Annotated in this window: 16 protein-coding genes and 1 tRNA gene; 12 read left to right on the top strand and 5 right to left on the bottom strand. The window is 69.9% G+C overall.

The genetic code is table 11. The features are described from left to right. Positions 1 to 18: 18 nt before the first annotated feature. Positions 19 to 1,428 (bottom strand): DUF222 domain-containing protein, encoded by a 1,410-nt coding sequence (locus tag ACTJKK_RS05720; RefSeq protein ID WP_440747283.1) that lies wholly within the window; start codon positions 1,426 to 1,428, stop codon positions 19 to 21. A 200-nt stretch (positions 1,429 to 1,628) separates the two neighbouring features. Between ACTJKK_RS05720 and ACTJKK_RS05715 the strand changes: the two genes are divergently transcribed. From ACTJKK_RS05715 to ACTJKK_RS05690, 6 genes are all read left to right on the top strand, one after another. Next, positions 1,629 to 3,320 (top strand): alpha/beta hydrolase-fold protein, encoded by a 1,692-nt coding sequence (locus tag ACTJKK_RS05715; protein WP_440747282.1) that lies wholly within the window; start codon positions 1,629 to 1,631, stop codon positions 3,318 to 3,320. 32 nt (positions 3,321 to 3,352) lie between these two features. Continuing rightward, positions 3,353 to 5,176, top strand: coding sequence for an ABC-F family ATP-binding cassette domain-containing protein (locus tag ACTJKK_RS05710; RefSeq protein WP_247956588.1), 1,824 nt, complete (start codon positions 3,353 to 3,355; stop codon positions 5,174 to 5,176). A 167-nt stretch (positions 5,177 to 5,343) separates the two neighbouring features. After that, positions 5,344 to 7,092: a Na+/H+ antiporter gene (locus tag ACTJKK_RS05705; RefSeq protein ID WP_440747281.1), complete on the top strand. Its 1,749-nt coding sequence runs from the start codon at positions 5,344 to 5,346 to the stop codon at positions 7,090 to 7,092. 146 nt (positions 7,093 to 7,238) lie between these two features. Continuing rightward, positions 7,239 to 8,144 carry a MetQ/NlpA family ABC transporter substrate-binding protein gene (locus ACTJKK_RS05700; protein WP_247634300.1) on the top strand — a complete coding sequence of 302 codons (906 nt, stop codon included), beginning with the start codon at positions 7,239 to 7,241 and terminating at the stop codon, positions 8,142 to 8,144. A gap of 98 nt (positions 8,145 to 8,242) precedes the next feature. Then, on the top strand, positions 8,243 to 9,286 hold the full coding sequence (locus tag ACTJKK_RS05695) for a methionine ABC transporter ATP-binding protein (protein ID WP_247634301.1): 1,044 nt from the start codon (positions 8,243 to 8,245) through the stop codon (positions 9,284 to 9,286). Beyond that, positions 9,286 to 9,945 carry a methionine ABC transporter permease gene (locus tag ACTJKK_RS05690; RefSeq protein WP_247624862.1) on the top strand — a complete coding sequence of 220 codons (660 nt, stop codon included), beginning with the start codon at positions 9,286 to 9,288 and terminating at the stop codon, positions 9,943 to 9,945. The genes ACTJKK_RS05695 and ACTJKK_RS05690 overlap by 1 nt, the downstream gene beginning before the upstream one ends. A gap of 9 nt (positions 9,946 to 9,954) precedes the next feature. Here the strand turns inward: ACTJKK_RS05690 and ACTJKK_RS05685 are convergent, their stop codons facing one another. From ACTJKK_RS05685 to ACTJKK_RS05675, 3 genes are read right to left on the bottom strand one after another with little or no spacing between them, the layout of a single operon-like run. Continuing rightward, positions 9,955 to 10,926: a pseudouridine synthase gene (locus ACTJKK_RS05685; RefSeq protein ID WP_440747280.1), complete on the bottom strand. Its 972-nt coding sequence runs from the start codon at positions 10,924 to 10,926 to the stop codon at positions 9,955 to 9,957. Positions 10,927 to 10,939: 13 nt separating this feature from the next. Next, on the bottom strand, positions 10,940 to 11,434 hold the full coding sequence (locus ACTJKK_RS05680; RefSeq protein WP_247624860.1) for a MarR family winged helix-turn-helix transcriptional regulator: 495 nt from the start codon (positions 11,432 to 11,434) through the stop codon (positions 10,940 to 10,942). Further along, complete coding sequence (locus ACTJKK_RS05675; RefSeq protein WP_247624859.1) at positions 11,431 to 11,937, bottom strand: GNAT family N-acetyltransferase; 507 nt, start codon at positions 11,935 to 11,937, stop codon at positions 11,431 to 11,433. The genes ACTJKK_RS05680 and ACTJKK_RS05675 overlap by 4 nt, the downstream gene beginning before the upstream one ends. Before the next feature lie 82 nt (positions 11,938 to 12,019). Between ACTJKK_RS05675 and ACTJKK_RS05670 the strand changes: the two genes are divergently transcribed. The 6 genes from ACTJKK_RS05670 (at position 12,020) to ACTJKK_RS05645 (ending at position 17,666) form a co-directional block, all read left to right on the top strand. Beyond that, positions 12,020 to 12,091, top strand: a tRNA-Gln gene (locus ACTJKK_RS05670). A gap of 1 nt (position 12,092) precedes the next feature. Further along, on the top strand, positions 12,093 to 13,523 hold the full coding sequence (glmU, locus tag ACTJKK_RS05665) for a bifunctional UDP-N-acetylglucosamine diphosphorylase/glucosamine-1-phosphate N-acetyltransferase GlmU (RefSeq protein ID WP_440747279.1): 1,431 nt from the start codon (positions 12,093 to 12,095) through the stop codon (positions 13,521 to 13,523). Between the two features lie 7 nt (positions 13,524 to 13,530). Further along, positions 13,531 to 14,565 carry a ribose-phosphate diphosphokinase gene (locus ACTJKK_RS05660; RefSeq protein ID WP_440747278.1) on the top strand — a complete coding sequence of 345 codons (1,035 nt, stop codon included), beginning with the start codon at positions 13,531 to 13,533 and terminating at the stop codon, positions 14,563 to 14,565. Between the two features lie 103 nt (positions 14,566 to 14,668). After that, positions 14,669 to 15,145, top strand: coding sequence for an FMN-binding protein (locus tag ACTJKK_RS05655; protein ID WP_440747277.1), 477 nt, complete (start codon positions 14,669 to 14,671; stop codon positions 15,143 to 15,145). Between the two features lie 49 nt (positions 15,146 to 15,194). Beyond that, complete coding sequence (locus ACTJKK_RS05650; RefSeq protein ID WP_440747276.1) at positions 15,195 to 16,076, top strand: FAD:protein FMN transferase; 882 nt, start codon at positions 15,195 to 15,197, stop codon at positions 16,074 to 16,076. A gap of 15 nt (positions 16,077 to 16,091) precedes the next feature. Beyond that, positions 16,092 to 17,666 (top strand): flavodoxin reductase, encoded by a 1,575-nt coding sequence (locus tag ACTJKK_RS05645; protein ID WP_440747275.1) that lies wholly within the window; start codon positions 16,092 to 16,094, stop codon positions 17,664 to 17,666. Between the two features lie 161 nt (positions 17,667 to 17,827). Here the strand turns inward: ACTJKK_RS05645 and ACTJKK_RS05640 are convergent, their stop codons facing one another. Then, positions 17,828 to 18,655, bottom strand: a complete 828-nt coding sequence (locus tag ACTJKK_RS05640; RefSeq protein WP_440747274.1) for an endonuclease domain-containing protein — start codon at positions 18,653 to 18,655, stop codon at positions 17,828 to 17,830. Positions 18,656 to 18,897: the final 242 nt, after the last annotated feature.

Genomic DNA, 18,897 nt, shown 5'->3' with positions numbered 1-18,897 from the left:
ATCGCGCCGGAGAGCGATTCACCGGCTGTCGGTGAACCTGACCGTGTTCTGTTCAGGCGGGCGGTCGATGTAGGTCGTTCCGGTCGGGCTGGTCCAGACGAGATCGCCGGTGGTTCTGATGGTCTGATCTGCTCCTCCGCCTTCGCGATGAAGCCCGACGTCGTCCTCCCCGGGGCGTCGGTGTTCGACCTGCCATCGCGAGTGGTGTTTGAGGGTGTGGTGTCGTCGGCAGAGGTGCGCGAGGTTGGTGGCGCAGGTCTCACCGCCGTCGGACGCGGCGTGGGTGTGGTCGATGTCGCATCGTCGCGCGGCGATGTTGCAGCCGGGGAAGCGGCAGCGTTGATCGCGAGCCCGGAGGTGTCGGGTGAGCTGATCCGACGGGCGGTAGCGGTCGACGGCGAGGAGTGCGCCGGTGATCGGGTGTGTGAGCACCCGTTCCCATCCCGTCGCGTCGCCTGCGAGGAGGCGTGCGGTGCGGGTGTCGATGGGGGAGCGGCCGTCGAGCTCTGCCGGGGGTGCGCCGGAGGCGCTGCCGCCGTTGTGGCCGCCGTTGTCGTCGTCCATGAGGGTGAAGACGGGGACGGTGACCTCGACCCGTGCGCGGATCTCGCCGAGCAGTCCCGCCTCCGTGTCGTGCCCGGTCGGCGCGCCGGTGAGCGCGATGTCGGCGAGCAGGTCGGCGCGCAACTGATCGGTCGTGCGGGTGTCGGAATCGAGGTCCGTGTCGGCGGGGGAGTGGCTGTCCGGGGCGGTCCGCTTCGCCGCCTTCCCGGCCCGCCCGTTCTCCACGGTGATCGTCCGCGCCATGCGCGTCAACCGGTCGTGGATTCCGTGGACGAGGACGGCGGGCCCGAGCATCCCGAGTTCGGCCATCCCGTCGTCGAGGTCCTTCACCCACACCCGCCGCAACTCCCGCGCGTCGCGGTGACGCTCGGTGACCGTGCGGGCCTGGTACTGCTCCGCGATCCGCCGTGCCACCCGCCGCAGCCTGTTCGGCGACTCGACCACCGCCGCCTCCACTGCACGCGCCGCATACCGCGCTCGATCGGCCGGGTCGTCCAGATGTGCGCCCGCGTCGACGATGACCCGGGCGTGGGCGGCGCTGATCCGCCCCGCGCCCTGCGCCGCCCACACCTCGGCGAATCGCTCGACCGCCCACGATGCCTCGTCCATCCGCCGCTCGATCGTGCGGTCGCTCGCCCGCACTGCCGCCCCGATCTCCGCCGCCACCGCCCGCAGGGCCATGTCGCCGTGATCGGGATGCGCCGCCTGCCGCGCGATGTCGACCGCGACGCGAGCGGCGACGGCGAGCATCCCGTCGCGCACGGCTGACAGCCGAGCGATCGTCTCCTCGACCGCCCGCACCGAGCCCACCAGATCGGCGATCATCGCCGTCTGGGAGTCCGTTGCGTCGAGCAGTTCCGCCATGTGAACAGCCCACCACAGGCCACCGACGTTCGAACATATCGACGAAGAGTCGTCGCCAATCGGACCGGAGGTTCCCCACAGCGCCGCACCGCAGCTCTGGGCCGACCTCACATGTCCGACGAGCGCAGCCACCTCTACCGTGGCTTCCCACCAGCGGTATCCAGCGGTATCCAGCGGCATCCGATGAAGGGGAAAACGACATGAGATTCGACCTCCGCCGACTGCTCGGCATCCCGACCGCGATCGCACTCACGGCGGGCGCGACCCTGGCGCTCGCCGCTGCGACCGACACGCCCGCGTCGTCCTCCCCACCCATCACCCACACCGCCGCCGCCTCGGCCGAAAGCCCCGACGACTTCATCCGCGACGTCCAGACGTGGACGACCACCTCCGCCGCCGGCCGCGACTACAAGATCTCGGTCGCCCTCCCGGCGAACTACGACGAGAACGGCGATCCGTATCGGGTCCTCTACGTCACGGACGCGAACGCCGAGTTCGGAACAGCCGTCGAAGCCGCACGGCTGAACGCTCCCGGCACGATGGTCGTCGGCATCGGGTACGACGACCCCGGCCAGGGCTTCGCGGCCTCCGGAGTGCGCCGCACGCTCGATCTCACCCCGACCGAGATCACGGCCGACGTGCCCACCGGCGGTGCTCCCGAATTCCTCGACTTCCTGAGATCCGAACTCGTCCCGCAGATCGAGAGCGAGTTCCGCGCCGACCCCGGCGACCGCGCACTCATGGGCCATTCCTTCGGCGGTCTCTTCGCCACCTATGCACTGCTCCACAACGACGGACTCTTCCACCGGTTCGTCATCGCGAGCCCCTCGATCTGGTGGGACGACCGCACGATCCTCGACATGGAGGCCGACTACGCCGAGACGCACGACGCGCTCGACGCGCGCGTCTTCCTCTCGGTCGGAGAGCTCGAGGAGACGACCTCCGGGTTCCCGATGACCAGCGACATGACGAGCTTCGCGCACACCCTCGCCGCCCGCGCCTACGACGGACTCGAACTGGGTGCCACGGTCTTCGACGACGAGACCCACCTCTCGGTGATCGGAGCGGCGTTCAGCCGCGGCCTGCGATTCATCTACGCAGCGCCGGGCACCGACATTCCGGGAACCTCCCTGCCGGAGCAGCAGGACGTCGCCCCGCAGATCGTCACGCAGCCGTCGGATGCCGAGATTCCCGAGGGCGCGACCGCGACCTTCACCGCCCTGGCGACGGGAACCCCCGAACCCACGGTGATCTGGCAGACGCAGCTGCCGGATGCCGGTGACTGGGTGACGATCCCGGATGCCGCCGCCCCCACCCTCACGATCGACGCCGTCCCGGCATCCGCCTCCGGCACCCGCTATCGCGCGGTCTTCACCAACCCCGTGGGCGAGTCCGCGACCGAGCCCGCCACGCTCACCGTGACGGTCGCTCCGGAGGCGCCCGCCTCGCCGTCCGCCGACGACCTCACCGACGACAACCGCGGCCCCGTCGCCGCACCGGCCACCGTCGCGCAGGGAGCGCCCTTCGATCTCTCGCTCGGGACCGACCTCGCCGACGCGACCGTCGACGTCTACCTCTTCTCCGATCCCGCCCACCTCGGCACGCTCACGGCTTCGTCTGCCGGCATCGTGCAGGCGATCGTTCCGACGGATGCCGCGCTCGGGGCGCACCGCGTCGCCGTCTACGCCACCGACGGCGCCCTCATCGGTTGGGCGCCGGTCGAGGTCGTCGCGGCCCCGTCCGGCGGGGCGACCGCTCCGGACGACCGCCTGGCCGACACGGGAGCGGACGCCGGGGCCATCGCCCCGATCGCCCTCGCCGCGAGCGCCGCAATGCTCCTCGGGGGAGGGGCCGCGCTACTCGCCCGACGGCGACGCAGCAGCGTGCGCTGACCCCCGCGCACCCGGTTACCCTGGACAGTGACATGGCACATCTTCTGGGGGCCGAGGCCCTGCACCTCGAATATCCGACGAGGGTCGTCTTCGACTCCGTGACGCTCGGCATCGAGGAGGGGGATCGCATCGGCATCGTCGGCCGCAACGGCGACGGCAAGTCGAGCCTGCTCGGCATGCTCGCGGGCATCAAGGAACCGAACTCGGGTCGCGTCACGGTGCGCGGCGGAACGACGATCGGTGTGCTCGATCAGGCGGACACGCTCCCCGACGACCTCACGATCAGTCAGGCCGTCGTGGGCGACACCCCCGAGTACGAGTGGGCGGGCGACGCTCGCACCCGCGACGTGATCGAGGGGCTGCTGACCGACCTCCCGTGGGATGCCGAGATCGGCTCCCTCAGCGGTGGTCAGCGCCGTCGCGTCTCGCTCGCCCGCCTCCTCGCCGGTGACTGGGACGTCATCGCCCTCGACGAGCCGACCAACCACCTCGACGTCGAGGCGATCACGTGGCTCGCCGGGCACCTCAAGAAGCGCTGGGCCACCAACTCGGGCGCCCTGATGGTCGTCACCCACGACCGGTGGTTCCTCGATGAGATCTGCACCGAGACCTGGGAGGTGCACGACCGCATCGTCGAGCCGTTCGAGGGCGGGTACGCGGCGTACATCCTGCAGCGCGTCGAGCGCGACCGCATGGCCGCCGCCACCGAGGCGAAGCGCCAGAACCTCGCCCGCAAGGAGCTCGCGTGGCTCCGCCGCGGAGCCCCCGCGCGCACGAGCAAGCCCAAGTTCCGCATCGACGCGGCCAACGAGCTCATCGCCGACGTGCCGGAGATCCGCGACAAGGTGTCGCTGCAGTCGCTCGCCGTGTCACGGCTCGGCAAGGACGTCGTCGACCTCCTCGACGTGGGCGTGACGTACCCGACCGTCGACGGCGGTGAGAAGACAGTGCTGCGCGATGTCGAATGGCGCATCGCTCCGGGCGAGCGCACCGGCATCCTGGGCGTGAACGGCGCGGGCAAGTCCACGCTGCTGGGCCTCATCTCGGGAACCGTCGAGCCGACGGTCGGCCGCGTCAAGCGCGGCACGACCGTGAAGGTGCAGACGCTGACGCAGCGCCTCGACGAACTCGACCAGTACTGGAACGACCCGGTGCGCGTGATCATCTCGGGCCTGCGCACCTCGTACACGCTGGGTGCCGGCTCGAAGGCGCAGGACCTCACGCCGGGGCAGCTCCTCGAGCGCCTCGGCTTCTCGTCCGCCCAGCTCTCGACGCCGGTCAAGGACCTCTCGGGTGGTCAGCAGCGCCGCCTGCAGCTCCTGCTCGTGCTCCTCGACCAGCCCAACGTGCTGATCCTCGACGAGCCCACCAACGACCTCGACACCGACATGCTCGCCGCGATCGAAGACCTCCTCGATTCCTGGTCGGGCACCCTCCTCGTGGTCAGCCACGACCGCTACTTCCTCGAGCGCGTCACCGACCAGCAGTTCGCGATCCTCGACGGGCACCTGCGTCATTTGCCCGGCGGCGTCGACGAGTACCTGCGTCTGCGCCACCTCCAGACCTCGAATGCCGAGAAGGGGCAGGCGGTGAAAGCCGCGACGAGCACGGCCGCGTCGACGGCATCCGCTCTCGACGGTGCCGCCCTGCGCACCGCGCAGAAGGAGGTCTCCGCCCTCGAGCGCCGCATCCAGAAGCTGACGCAGCAGGTGGATGCCGCCAAGCACGCACTCGCGGAGCACGACCAGGCCGACTACGCGGGTCTCGGCGAGAAGATGTCGAAGATCAGCGCGCAGGAGGCCGAGATCGAAGAGCTCGAGCTTCGCTGGTTCGAGCTCACCGAGCAGATCGGCTGACGCCCGCCCGACCCGCATCCGACCCGGGCGCGCGAACCAGGGACCGTCAGTACCTGGTGATCTCGGTGTTGCGGGAATACCTTTGCCTTGCGACGCGCTGTGCTCTGGGCGGGGTCTGACGCCGGCCGGTGTCGCACAGCACGATTCTGCGGCACCGGGAGGTACACATGGAAGGACTCGAGGTCACGGTCCTGCTCGGACTCACGATTCTCGTCGGCACTCTGATCGCACCGCGGGTGCGGCTGGCGCTCCCACTGGTGCTCGTCGTCTTCGGGCTTCTGCTCGGCTTCGTGCCGGCGTTGCGCGAGGTGCAGCTGCCGCCCGAGACCGTGCTGCTGCTGTTCCTGCCGGTGATGCTGTTCTGGGAGAGCCTGACGACGTCGCTGCGGTCGATCCGCCGCGACTTCCGGTACATCCTCCCGATGAGCACGCTCCTGGTCGTCGCCTCGGCCTTCGCGGTCGCCGGCGTCGGCGTGCTGTTCGGGATGCCGTGGGAGATCGCCCTCATCCTCGGTGCCGCGGTCGCCCCGCCGGACGCCACCGCGGTCGCGGCCCTCGGACGCCTGCTGCCGCGGCGCATGTTCATGAAGCTGAAGGCCGAGAGCCTCACCAACGACGGCACCGCGCTGGTGCTCTACGCCATCGCCGTCTCGCTCGCCGTCGGCGGCCAGGTCACCCCGTGGTCGGTCACCTGGACGGTGCTCGTCTCCTACGTGGGCGGCATCGCCGCCGGAGTCGTGATCGCCCTGCTGGGCGTGCTGCTCCTGCAGCGCTCGAACCGCACGGCGGTCATCAACGTCACGATGCTGCTCATCCCGTTCTCCGCGTTCCTCGTCGCCGAGCTGATCCACGCCTCGGGCGTGCTCGCCGTGGTCGTCGCGGGACTCATCGCCTCGTACGTCTCGCCGCGCGTCACGACGGCATCCTCCCGCCGCCAGTCCGACGCGGTCTGGCCGTTCGGGGTGTTCCTGCTCAACGGCGCGCTGTTCATCCTCATCGGTCTCGAGGTGCAGTACGTCGTGCACGAGATCTCGGCCGCGATGATCGGCTGGCTCGTGCTCACCTCGATCGCCGTGTGGGCGACGCTCGTGGTCGTGCGCTACCTCTTCCAGTTCTTCACCGGGTTCTTCCAACGGCCCGCCACCCGGCCGCCGCGCGGTCTGCGCGCCCGGTCGCGCGTGGTCTCGACCGTCGCCGGTATGCGCGGCGCGGTCTCGCTGGCGATCGCGCTGTCGGTGCCGACGAGTCTCGCCGAGGGGTCGTCGGGTCGTGACGAGGTCGTGTTCGTGACCGCCGGCGTCATCCTCCTCAGCCTGCTCGTGCAGGGTCCGCTGCTGCCGGCGGTCGTGCGCTGGGCGCGGATGCCGGTCGACCACGCCGAGCAGGAGGAGTACGAGCTCGCCGAACGGGCGATCTCGGGGGCCGCGCTCTCGGCGCTCGACGACCTCGCCGCCGAGCACGGCATCGGTCAGGAGGTGCGCGATCGCGTGCGCTCCGAGGGATACCAGATGCTCGAGCTCGCCAACGCGAAGGCGCTCGCCCGCGAGCAGGCGCTCGTCGACGCCGAGGCGCGCGAACTCGACGCCCTGCTCGACGCCCCCGACACGACGGTGCCCGACGCCCCGGCATCCGATGCCCTCGACGATGCACTGGGCGTCGGAGGAGTGACGGATGCCGTCGACGGCACCACCCTGCAGATGATCGCGACCTCCACCGACGTCGACGTGCTGCAGCGCTCGCCCCTCGTGCGCCACGAGGAGCACACTCGGCTCAAACTCGCCCTCCTCGACCGCAAGCGCGAGGTGCTGATCGGCCTGCGCCGCTCCGGCACCGTCGATGACATCGTGGTGCGGCGCATCGCCGCCCGCCTCGACCTCGAGCAGGTGCGCCTGCAGGGGATCGAGGAGTTCGACTGACCGACGTCGAAGGAGAGGACGCGCTCCGTACGGACCCGACACGCGCGGCCGTCGGGCCCGGTGACGCTGTGTGACAGTCGATTCCGTGCCCGGGGCCGCACCTGCCTAACGTATGGGAGTCCCTGAGAGAGGAACTCGCACACATCATGTCCCGTCGTACCACGTCCATCATCGCCGCGCTCGCCGCGGTCCCGCTCTTCGTCGCGCTCGCCGGGTGCGCCACGTCCACCGATGCCGGCTCCGACTCGGGTTCGTCCGAGAACGAGGTCGTCAAGGTCGGCGTCGTCGGCAAGGGTGACCCGCAGTGGCCCGCCTTCGTCGAGGCCGCTGCGGAAGAGGGCATCACGGTCGAGCTCGTCGACTTCGGTTCCTACGAGCAGCCGAACCCCGCGCTGACCGAGGGCGAGATCGACCTCAACCAGTTCCAGCACATCGTGTACCTCGCCGGCTACAACGAGGACTCGGGCTCCGACCTCACGCCGATCGGTTCCACCGCGATCTACCCGCTGGGCCTGTACTCGAAGAAGTACGACGACGTCGACAGCATCCCCGAGGGCGAGACCGTCGCCGTTCCGGACGACGCCTCGAACCAGGCACGCGCCCTGCTCGTGCTCCAGTCGGCCGGCCTCGTCGAGCTCAAGAGTGGCGGAACGATCTTCTCCGACCTCGCCGACGTCGACACCGACAAGAGCAAGGTCAAGGTCACCGCGCTCGAGGCCGCCCTCATCCCGACCTCGCTGCCCGATGTCGCAGCCGCGATCATCAACAACGACTTCGTCGAGGATGCCGGTCTCACCTTCAGCGACGCGATCGCCCAGGACGACCCGGAAGACCCCAACGCGCTGCCGTACGTGAACATCTTCGCCGCTCGCGCCGAAGACGCCGACAACGAGACCTACCTCAAGCTCGTCGAGATCTTCCAGACCGACGAGGCCGTCCAGGCCGGACTCCTCGAGTCGTCGGGTGACACCGCGGTGCCGCTGCAGACGCCGGTCGCCGACCTCGTCGCCTCGCTCGAGAAGGTCCAGAAGGACACCGCAGCGAACAAGTGATCACGGCGGGCACACCCCGCCTGATGCGAGAGAATCGGGTGGCGCCTCGTGCGTCACCCGATTCGTCGTTTCCCGACATCCCACCCACCGGAGCTTCCATGCCGATCGTGAGCCTGACCAACGTGTCGAAGGCCTATCCCTCCCGCGTACCGGGAGACGCCGAGATCATCGCCGTCGACGACGTCACCCTGTCGATCGAGAAGGGCGACGTGTTCGGCATCATCGGATACTCGGGGGCCGGCAAGTCAACCTTGGTGCGCCTGATCAACGCCCTCGAGCCCGCCACCGGCGGCACGATCCTGGTGGACGGCGTCGACATCACCTCGCTCTCCGAGAGTGCGCTGCGCAAGGTGCGCGGCGGCATCGGCATGATCTTCCAGCAGTTCAACCTGTTCTCCTCGCGCACGGTGCGCGCGAACGTCGCCTATCCGCTCAAGCTCGCGGGCTGGTCGAAGGCCGACATCGAAGCCCGCGTGACCGAGCTGCTCTCGTTCGTCGGTCTGTCCGACAAGGCCAAGGCCTACCCCGAGCAGCTCTCCGGAGGTCAGAAGCAGCGCGTGGGCATCGCCCGCGCCCTCGCCACGGGCCCCGCGATCCTGCTCGCCGACGAGGCGACCAGCGCGCTCGACCCGCAGACGACCCATGAGGTGCTCGATCTTCTCAAGCGGGTCAACCAGGAGCAGGGCGTCACCATCGTCGTCATCACCCACGAGATGGACGTGATCCAGACGATCGCCACGAAGGTCGCCGTGATGGAGAACGGCCGCGTGATCGAGCAGGGCGACGTGTTCGACGTCTTCTCCGCCCCGCAGAATCCGGCATCGCAGCGCTTCGTCGGCACGGTCGTCAAGGGCGTTCCGTCGCCGGCCGAGCTGTCGGTGCTGCGTGAGCGCCACCGCGGACGCCTGGTCACCTTCTCGTTCCGCGACGGCGATTCCTCACAGGCGCAGGTCTTCCTCGATCTCGCTGCGGCCGGCCTCGACTTCGAACTCGTCTACGGCGGCATCAACGACATCCGCGGGCGCGCCTTCGGCCACCTGACCCTGGCGATCCGCGGCGAGAGCGCCGCCATCGACCGCACCCTCGCGGCCATCGCCGAACGCGTCGAAGTCACCGAGATCGCACGAGAGGAGGCCCGCTGATGGATCGTCTGCAGGAACTGATGCCGGAGTTCTGGGCCGCCGCGCTCGAGACGCTGTACATGACGTCGTTCGCGCTCGTCCTCGGCGGCGTGCTCGGACTCCTCATCGGCGTCATCCTCTACGTGACCCGCCCCGGTGGTCTGCTGCCGAACCGCGCCGTGTCGATGCTCGCGAACCTCGCGGTGAACATCTTCCGTCCGATCCCGTTCGTCATCTTCATGGCCGTCGCGCAACCGTTCGCCCGCGTCGTGGTGGGCGTCGGTATCGGCACCACGGCCGGAGCCTTCATCATCGCCCTCGCCGCCTCCTTCGCGATCGGACGCATCGTCGAGCAGCATCTCGTCTCGGTGTCGCCCGGTGTCATCGAGGCGGCGCGCGCGATGGGCGCAGGCCCTCTCCGCATCCTCTTCACCGTCGCGATCCCCGAGTCGTTGGGCCCGCTCATCCTCGGCTACACGTTCATCGTGGTCGCGCTCATCGACATGACCGCGATGGCCGGTCTGATCGGTGGCGGCGGCCTCGGAGCGTTCGCGCAGATCTACGGTTTCCGTCAGTTCGAACCGGTCGTGATGTGGGCGGCGATCGCCCTCATCGTCGTGTTCGTGCATCTCGTGCAGATGCTGGGCACGCGCCTGGCCCGCAAGATCATGCGCCGCTGAGCGCGCCCGTCAGCCGCCTGCGGGGGATTCCGCCGCGTCGTCGGCGGGAGCGTCCTGCAGGCGACGACGCGTCGTGAACACGCGATCCTCGCCCGACAGCGGGTCGGTGAAGCTCAGCTCGCGCGCGAGCAGCTGCATGGGCCGGGCGAAGTCGTCGGGCGCCTCCGGACGCAGCTCGGGATAGAACGGATCGTTCAGGATGCCGGCGCCCAGAGCCGAGAGGTGCACGCGCAACTGGTGCATCTTGCCGCTGTGCGGGCGCAGCAGCGTGTGCACGACCCGGTCATCGGCACGGATGAGCTCGATCAGCGTCTCCGAGTTCGGCTCGCGCTCGTCGTCGACCCGCACGCGCAGCTCGCCGCGATGCTTGTCGATGTGGGTGCGGTAGACGAGGGGGAGCGGATGCCCCGCCAGGGCCGGACGCTCGGGATCCCAGCCCTCGGGGCGGGCCGACACCGCCTCGTAGGTCTTCTGCACCCGGCGGGTCTCGAAGAGAAGCTGGTAGGCGCCGCGCGTCGCGGGGCGCGCGGAGAACATCAGCAGGCCGGCCGTCGCTCGATCGAGGCGGTGGATCGGGGCGAGGTCGGGGTTGTCGAGGAGGTTGCGCAGCCGCACCAGGGCGGAGTTCTGCAGGAACTTGCCTCCCGGCGTGGTCGGGAGGAAGTGCGGCTTGTCGACCACGACAAGGTCGTCGTCGCGGTGGAGGAGCTCGATCTCGAAGGGGATGACGCTCTCGACCGGGGGCTCGCGGTAGTACCAGACGAACTCCACGCTCCCCAGGGGCGCATCGCGCGGTACTGCGCGGGCGTCGATGTCGACGATCTCACCGCGGTCGAAGCGCACCCGCAGCAGTTCCGGCTCGAGGTGGAAGAAGCGCTCCACCATGTAGTCGGCAATCGTCGGCCACGGGCCGGTGAGCGGCACGTGCAGGCGCGTCGCGCCGACGCCGTCGCGCACGGGGAGCGGCGAGGGCATGCCCATCAGCGCACCCCGCTCACGCGTCGAAGCTCAGGCTGAGCTTGCGCAACAACCCGGCCAGCCGATCGCGATCGCCCCGCGACAGCGCCTGCAGCAGGTCGGCCTCGACGTCGACGAGGCGGGTGATCGCGGCATCCACTCGCGTGCGACCGTCGTCGGTCAGCGTGACCAGGATGCTCCGGCCGTCGCCGGGATCGGCCTCGCGTCGCACCAGACGACGCCCGACGAGGCGGTCGATGCGATTGGTCATCGTGCCGCTCGAGACGAGCGTCTGCTGCAGCAGCTGCTTGGGGGAGAGCTGGAACGGCGCTCCCGCGCGGCGCAGCGCCGAGAGCACGTCCCACTCCCAGGGCTCGAGGTCGCTGCGGCGGAACACGTCGCGTCGCGCGCGGTCGAGGTGGCGCGAGAGCCGGTCCATGCGGGAGAGCACCTCGAGGGGCGAGAAGTCGAGGTCGGGGCGCTGGGTGTTCCAGGCGCCGACGATCCGATCGACCTCGTCCGTTGCGCTCATCCCTCCATTATCGCGCCCGAGGGCCCCGACTGCGCTTCGTCGCCGAGCTCGACGGTCATGAACGTGCTGTGCGGGTCGGGCAGGTAGGAGCCGAACGGGGCGCACTCCACGAACCCGGCTCGCGCATACAGCGCGTGCGCCGGGCGGAAGAACTCCGCGCTGCCGGTCTCGAGCGAGATTCGGCGGATGCCGCGGCTGCGGGCGTCGGCGAGCAGGGCATCGAGCATCGCCCGCCCCAGACCCTGTCCCCGGCGGGCGGGCTCGGTGCGCATCGACTTGAGCTCCTCGTGACCCTCGGCGAGAGGGGCGAGTGCTCCCGTGGCGACGAGATCGTCGCCGTCGCGCGCCACGAACAGCCGCACGCCCGGGGCGAGGAGCCGATCGAGCGACAGCGCGTGCTGGCTCTCGGGCGGCGCGGTGCCGGCCATGTCGTCGTGGTGCGCGAGGAGGAACGCGGCGAGGCCGGGGGTCGGGCCCGCGACGCGGTCGATCAGGATGCTCATGGTCGAAGCATCCCAGAGCCGTGTTTCGCGCCGATGTCGGCGTGGCAGAATGAGCGGGCGGCTTTCCTCGCGAAGGCCGCGGTCCGCCGTGGTGTAATGGCAGCACGACAGCCTTTGGAGCTGTGAGGTCTAGGTTCGAGTCCTGGCGGCGGAGCATGACGGAGAACAACCTCGCGATCGTCGTCCTCGCCGCAGGGCAGGGCACGCGCATGAAGTCCCGGCTGCCGAAGGTGCTGCACCCGATCGGCGGTCGCCCGCTCGTCGGCCACGTGCTCACGACCGCCGCCCGGCTCGGCGCCGCGCACGTCGAGGTCGTCGTGCGGCACGAGCGCGACCAGGTCGTCGCGGCCCTCGCCGAGGACTACCCGGACGCCGTGTTCATCGATCAGGACGACGTGCCGGGCACCGGTCGCGCCGTGCAGGTCGCGATCGACGCCCTCCCCGACGACTTCACGGGCGACGTGCTCGTGCTGTCGGGTGATGTTCCCCTCCTGGAGGCGGACACGCTCAGCGCCCTCATCGAGGGCCACCGAGCGGCCGCCGCCGCCGCGACGCTGCTGAGTGCGCGCCTCGACGATCCCACCGGATACGGCCGTGTCATCCGCGACGCGGACGGCACCGTGCAGCGCATCGTCGAGCAGAAGGACGCCACCGACGCCGAGGCCGCCGTCACCGAGATCAACGCCGGCGTCTACGTCTTCCGCGCCCCCGAACTGCGCAGCTTCCTCGCACAGGTCGGTCAGGACAACGCACAGGGCGAGATGTACCTGACCACAGTGATCGAACTGCTGCGAGGTGCGCAGCACCGTGTCGCGGCGGAGATCGCGGTCGACACCGCATCGACGTTCGGCATCAACGACCGCATCCAGCTCGCCGAGGCGGGACGCGTGCTCAACGACCGCATCGTTCGCCGCTGGCAGCGCGAGGGCGTCACGATCGTCGACCCGGCCACCACGTGGATCGACGACGACGCCGTGCTCGCCCCCGACGTCACGATCCTCCCGAACACGCACATCCTGCGCGCCACGACGATCGCCGAGGGCGCGATCATCGGCCCGGACACGACTCTCGTGGACTGCGAGGTCGGCGAGGCCGCGATCGTCCGCCGCACCGATGCCACCCTCGCGGTGATCGGAGCCGAGGCGACCGTCGGGCCGTTCTCGTTCCTGCGTCCCGGGACGATCCTGGGCGCGAAGGGAAAGATCGGCGCGTACGTCGAGACCAAGAACGCCGAGATCGGCGAGGGCAGCAAGGTGCCGCATCTGTCGTACGTGGGAGACGCCACGATCGGCCGCGGCGTGAACCTCGGCGCGAGCACGATCACGGCGAACTACGACGACGTGAACAAGCACCGAACGGAGATCGGCGACGAGGTGCACACCGGGTCGCACACGGTGCTCGTCGCGCCCGTTAGGCTTGGTGCAGGCGCGAAGACCGGCGCCGGCGCGGTCGTCCGCAAGGATGTTCCGGCCGGTGCACTGGCCATGACCGTCGCACCCCAGCGCAACATCGAGGGCTGGGTCGAGAAGAACAGAGCAGGGACGGGCGCGGCGGATGCCGTGGCCCGAGAGCGAGCGGCGGAATAGGCAGGCCATGGCCCGGAAGAAGAAGACGGTCGATCTGGATCGCGACAACGGGGTAGCCCCCGGCATCATCGCGAAGACCAAGAAGCGGCTCGTCGTCGCGGGTGGGCGCTCGCACCCCGAGCTCACGGCGGCCGTCGCCGAGGCCCTCGGCACGGAGATCGCTCCGGTCGAGCACCGCACCTTCGCCTCCGGCGAGATCTACGCGCGTTTCGAGGTGTCGATCCGCGGCGTCGATCTCTTCCTCGTGCAGACCTTCGGCGAGCCGGTCAACGAGTGGCTCATGGAGACGCTCATCATGATCGACGCCGCCAAGCGCGCCTCGGCCAAGCGCATCACGGTCGTCGCCCCGTACTATCCGTACTCGCGTCAGGACAAGAAGGGCCGCGGTCGCGAGCCGATCAGCGCCCGTCTCGTCGCCGACCTGCTCAAGACCGCCGGCGCCGACCGCGTGATGAGCGTCGACCTGCACGCCGCCCAGATCCAGGGCTTCTTCGACGGTCCCGTCGACCACCTCTTCGCCAAGCCCGTGCTGCTCGATTACTTCGAGCGCACGCTCTCGTCCGCGGACCGCGAGATCCTCACGGTCGTCTCGCCCGACATGGGGCGCGTGCGGGTCGCCGACACGTGGTCCGACAGCCTCGGCGCTCCGCTCGCGATCATCCACAAGCGCCGCGATCCGAAGGTCGCGAACCAGGTCTCCGTGCACGAGATCGTCGGGACGGTCGAGGGCCGCACCTGCCTCCTCGTCGACGACATGATCGACACCGGCGGCACGATCGTCAAGGCCGCGCAGGCGCTGAAGGCGGCCGGCGCGCACCGCGTCATCGTCGCGGCGACGCACGCGATCTTCAGCGACCCGGCATCCGATCGTCTGCAGGACTCCTCGATCGACGAGGTCGTCATCACCGACACGATCCCGCTCACCGAGTCGCGTCGCTGGGACAAGCTCACGATCCTCCCGATCGCTCCGCTGCTCGCCCGCGCGATCCACGAGGTCTTCGAGGACGGCTCGGTCACGAGCATGTTCGGCGGCGACGCGTAGGCCCATAGCCTTCGCCTCGACACGGCACAGCGGGTACATAGCCACCCTTCCTACGCTCGGATCATCGACACCGCGTCGACGACACCGAGCCGGGAGGACCACCATGATCCGCACGACCGTACCGACTTCCGTCCGCAAGGGATCCGCCCTCGTGGGCATCGCCGGACTCCTCGTCCTGGCCGGATGCGCGACCACGCCGACCGACGCCGGCGGGACGACCGACAGCACCTCCGGCACCGACAGCACGACCGGCTCGGGGTCCTCCTCGGGCGCCGACGCGTCGTCGTACGCCGACGGCACCTACACGGCGGAGGGCTCGTACCAGACCCCTGAATCGGTCGAGACGATCTCGGTGACCCTCACCCTCGCCGACGGCGTCGTCACCGACGTCGCGGTGACCGGCGACCCGCAGGCGCGCGAGACCGAGCAGTACCAGGGCGCTTTCATCGACGGCATCTCCGAAGAGGTCGAGGGCAAGGCACTCGACGACCTGAACGTCAGCCGCGTGGCCGGATCCTCGCTGACCAGCGGTGGGTTCAACGCCGCCGTCGACGACATCAAGGAGCAGGCAGCAGCCTGATCCCCGACGGGTGATCTGGCGATGATGACGTGGTCGTGGTGATCCGGCGATGGTGATCTGGCGATTCGAGGCGATCGGCACGCGCTGGGAGATCGAGTCGGTCGACGAGCTGTCGGCGGATTCCCGCGGCGCCGTCGATGCCGTGATCGAGCGCTTCGACCGGGAGTGGTCGCGGTTCCGCCCCGACTCCGATGTCACGCGCCTCGCGCGCGAGGGCGGCATGCTCGCCTCTCCCGACGCAGGGGCGATGCTCGACGCGTACCGCGAGCTGTCGGAGGCGACCGCCGGGGCGGTCAATCCGCTCGTGGGGGAGAGCCTCGAAGCCCTCGGTTACGACGCCGACTACTCGCTCACCGCCGCAGATCCGGTGATCGCGCCGGCCGATTGGACCGAGCGGCTGCGGTGGACGACGGGCACGGCTGCGGTCGCGCATCCCGCACTGATCGACGTCGGGGCGCTCGGCAAGGGGCGTCTCGTCGACCTCGTGCGCGATGCGCTGAGCGGAGTCGCGGGTGACCTGATCGTCGACGCCGGCGGCGACCTCGCCGTGCGCGGCGCCGGTGCCGACGGCGCCGGTGTGCGCATCGGCCTGGAGCATCCGTTCGATCCGTCGCGGGCGATCGGCGTCGCCACGATCCGCGACCAGGCCCTGTGCGCCTCGGCCATCAACCGCCGGGCCTGGGGCGACGGACTGCACCACGTGCTCGACGCCCGCACCGGACTGCCGGTGCGCACCTGGGCGGCGACCTGGGCGATCGCACCCGACGCCATGACCGCGGATGCCGTCGCCACCGCGCTCTTCTTCGACGGCGGCCCCGAACTCGCCGCCCGCTGGGGCGTCGAGTGGGTGCGCATGAGCACCGACGGCCGAGCGCAGCGCTCACCCGGGTGCCCCGTCGAGATCTTCACCCCCACCCGTTCGCCCCGATAGGGAAGAGTCGAGCTCATGAACCGTTCCTTCACCGCCGCCCGGCAGCGCGTGCTCGCCCTCCTGGGGGCCCTGTCGATGTACCGGCTGGTGCTGTTCGCGCTCATCGCCCTCGCCGTCATCGCCCTCGGCCTGTCGGCGCTCGGCGTCATCGTCTCGCCCACACCGGTCGAGATCGTGGTCTCGTTCCTGGTGCTCACCGTCGTGATCTCGGGCGTGGATGCGATGGTGCAGCGTCTGCTCCGCCTGCCGTGGCGTATCGAGTCGTCGCTCGTGACCGCGCTGATCCTGCTCTTCGTCCTGCGCCCGGGCGTCGAGGTGCAGGCGATCCTCGGTCTCGCGATCGCGGGCGCCGTGGCGAGCCTGTCGAAGTACCTGATCGCCTGGCGCGGACGCCACATCCTCAACCCCGCCGCGTTCGGCGCCGCCGTCGTCTCGATCGTCGGGTCGTTCGGGGCGTTCTCGTGGCTCGGCACCTCGGCATCGTGGTGGGTCGGCACCCCGTCGCTCACGATCCCGGTCGTGCTGCTCGGTCTCGCCGTGCTGTGGCGCACCGAGAAGGTGCGGATCGTGCTGCTGTTCCTCGTGATCGCTCTCGCCACGTCGGTGCTGCGCCAGTTCGTGCAGGCCCAGCAGGCCGGCCTCGACGCCGATCTCGGCACCGCGTTCTCGTTCGCGCTGCTGCAGTCGCCATTCCTCTTCCTCGGGGCATTCATGCTCTCCGAGCCGCTGACCCTGCCGCCGCGGCGTTGGCAGCAGTTCTCGGTCGCCGCGGTCGTGGGCGTGCTGGCCGGCTGGCCGATCTCGATCGCCGGGCTGTTCACGCTCGGCCAGGAACGGGCGCTCCTCATCGGCAACCTGGTGGCCTTCGCGTTCGCGGTGCGCGGCTCGGTGCGCCTGGTGCTCGAGAAGCGCCGGTTCGTCACACCCACCGCGCAGGAGCTGACGTTCCGCGCGAAGGGGAAGGTGTCGTTCCTCCCCGGGCAGTACCTCGAACTCGACGTGCCGCATCACCGCCCGGACGCACGGGGAACCCGCCGCGAGTTCAGCATCGTCTCCGCTCCGGCCGACCTTCCGACACTGCGCATCGCGTACAAGAACGGCGACCAGCAGCATCCGTCGTCGTACAAGCGCGCCCTCGCCGCCGCAGAACCGGGCACGACGCTCGCGGTCACCGGCACCTGGGGCGACTTCCTGCTCCCGCGCGGCGAGAGCCCCGTGCTGATGGTGGCCGCCGGCATCGGCGTCACGCCGTTCGTCTCGCAGCTCCGGCAGCTGCAGGCGCAGGGCGTCGAGCGCGACGTCGTGCTCGTCTACGTCGCGGCGGAGGCCGCCGAGATCGCGTTCCGCGACGAGCTCGCCGCGACCGGAGCGCGCGTGGTCGTGTTCACCCGAGACCAGCCGCACGACCTCCCGCCGCACTGGACCTGGGCGCAGGGCATCCGCCTCGACGCCGACGGTCTCGACCGCTTCGTGCCCGACATCGCCGATCGTCATGCGTTCATCTCGGGTCCGCCTCGCCTGATCGCCGACCTCGCGCCCGCCCTCCAGCGCGCCCGCGCCCTGACGACCGACGCCTTCGCCGGGTACTGACCCGCGCGCGGTGCGCCGTGCCCGGCTGGGGCGACTGCGGGGAGCGGCGTGTATCTGCAGGGAGTAATGACACGTGCAGGGAGAATGACCGGTTTTCTCCCTGCACGCGTGTTTTCTCCCTGCCCGTGGCGGGGTCTCGGGCGTCCGTGGCTCTTCGCGGCTCATCGCGTGCCGCCCATGCGCACGAGTGCGCTCACGATCGCGGCGGACACGACAGGCCAGTCGCGCACGATCAGGGCGTAGTCGAAGCGCAGGGACTCGTAGCCGAGCGCAGATGCCGCAGCATCACGGCGCAGGTCGCGGTGCCGCGCGGCACGGCCATCGTGATGCTCGGCGCCGTCCGCTTCGAGGATCAGCCGGCCCCCGATCACGAAATCGACCCTGCCGACGCCGGTGATGGATATCTGGCACTCCAATCGGATGCCGAGGATGTGGAGACGAAGGCGCAGGAGGGACTCCAGGCCGCTGTCGGCGTCGGTCCGAGCCAGGTCGACCAGCCATCGCGCGGATGCGGGGAGCTTCGACCGCAGGCGGGCGAGCGAGGTGACCTTGCGCTGACGAAGAGCGGACTCGAGTGCACTGAAGAAAGCCTCATCGCCGCGGCAACGGTAGAGGTGCAGCAGTACTTCGTCGAGCGGAGCGACGCCGAAGACGGTCGCTCCAGCGTGCCAGTGGCTCACGCAATCGCATGCGACGTGATGGACTCGGCCTTTCGCGCCGAGCCAGACGTGGAGCTCGGGATCGTCCTCGAGGCACCACACACCGTGCATCCGTAGTGCTGCGGTGCAGGTCACGGCGCCGCCGTGCGCGGCCGCGGTCACGATGGCGGCCGACGTCTGCGGCGTCGCGAAGACGCCCTGACGAACACGCAGGATTCGCCGGGTACTCACCGCGTCGGCCAGTGCGTGCCGGGGCACGCCGTAGCGTTGCAGGAGCGAGCCGCGGGCGACCCCGCCGAGACGTTCGATCAGGTGCGCGGGTGGAAGCATCCGACGATCTTGACCTGGCGGGCGCACCTCGCCTGCGCGTTTCCACCGCGTTGTGCATCGATTGCCACAGACCACCGGTTGTGCAGAACCAGTCGTTCGACGTCACGTGCAGGGAGTTTTCACACGTGCAGGGCGAAAACCCCCGTTTCTCCCTGCACGTGTCATCCGTCCCTGCACGTGGCAGGGCACGAGCGGCCCCCTCGACGAGCGGCCTCGGTGACGGGCGGCCTCGGTGACGAGCG

Origin of the sequence: Microbacterium sp. 22179 (assembly GCF_052045715.1) — a bacterium.
GTDB lineage: Bacteria > Actinomycetota > Actinomycetes > Actinomycetales > Microbacteriaceae > Microbacterium > Microbacterium galbinum.
The sequence above is the reverse complement of the archived record's forward strand: the minus strand, read 5'-3'. Positions and strand labels throughout refer to the sequence as shown.

What these genes read in the sequence shown, in the direction of transcription:
- ACTJKK_RS05720 (WP_440747283.1), bottom strand. Translation starts at nt 1,428, where the DNA reads ATGGCGGAACTGCTCGACGCAACGGACTCCCAGACGGCGATGATCGCC.
- ACTJKK_RS05715 (WP_440747282.1), top strand. Translation starts at nt 1,629, where the DNA reads ATGAGATTCGACCTCCGCCGACTGCTCGGCATCCCGACCGCGATCGCA.
- ACTJKK_RS05710 (WP_247956588.1), top strand. Translation starts at nt 3,353, where the DNA reads ATGGCACATCTTCTGGGGGCCGAGGCCCTGCACCTCGAATATCCGACG.
- ACTJKK_RS05705 (WP_440747281.1), top strand. Translation starts at nt 5,344, where the DNA reads ATGGAAGGACTCGAGGTCACGGTCCTGCTCGGACTCACGATTCTCGTC.
- ACTJKK_RS05700 (WP_247634300.1), top strand. Translation starts at nt 7,239, where the DNA reads ATGTCCCGTCGTACCACGTCCATCATCGCCGCGCTCGCCGCGGTCCCG.
- ACTJKK_RS05695 (WP_247634301.1), top strand. Translation starts at nt 8,243, where the DNA reads ATGCCGATCGTGAGCCTGACCAACGTGTCGAAGGCCTATCCCTCCCGC.
- ACTJKK_RS05690 (WP_247624862.1), top strand. Translation starts at nt 9,286, where the DNA reads ATGGATCGTCTGCAGGAACTGATGCCGGAGTTCTGGGCCGCCGCGCTC.
- ACTJKK_RS05685 (WP_440747280.1), bottom strand. Translation starts at nt 10,926, where the DNA reads ATGGGCATGCCCTCGCCGCTCCCCGTGCGCGACGGCGTCGGCGCGACG.
- ACTJKK_RS05680 (WP_247624860.1), bottom strand. Translation starts at nt 11,434, where the DNA reads ATGAGCGCAACGGACGAGGTCGATCGGATCGTCGGCGCCTGGAACACC.
- ACTJKK_RS05675 (WP_247624859.1), bottom strand. Translation starts at nt 11,937, where the DNA reads ATGAGCATCCTGATCGACCGCGTCGCGGGCCCGACCCCCGGCCTCGCC.
- glmU (WP_440747279.1), top strand. Translation starts at nt 12,093, where the DNA reads ATGACGGAGAACAACCTCGCGATCGTCGTCCTCGCCGCAGGGCAGGGC.
- ACTJKK_RS05660 (WP_440747278.1), top strand. Translation starts at nt 13,531, where the DNA reads ATGGCCCGGAAGAAGAAGACGGTCGATCTGGATCGCGACAACGGGGTA.
- ACTJKK_RS05655 (WP_440747277.1), top strand. Translation starts at nt 14,669, where the DNA reads ATGATCCGCACGACCGTACCGACTTCCGTCCGCAAGGGATCCGCCCTC.
- ACTJKK_RS05650 (WP_440747276.1), top strand. Translation starts at nt 15,195, where the DNA reads ATGGTGATCTGGCGATTCGAGGCGATCGGCACGCGCTGGGAGATCGAG.
- ACTJKK_RS05645 (WP_440747275.1), top strand. Translation starts at nt 16,092, where the DNA reads ATGAACCGTTCCTTCACCGCCGCCCGGCAGCGCGTGCTCGCCCTCCTG.
- ACTJKK_RS05640 (WP_440747274.1), bottom strand. Translation starts at nt 18,655, where the DNA reads ATGCTTCCACCCGCGCACCTGATCGAACGTCTCGGCGGGGTCGCCCGC.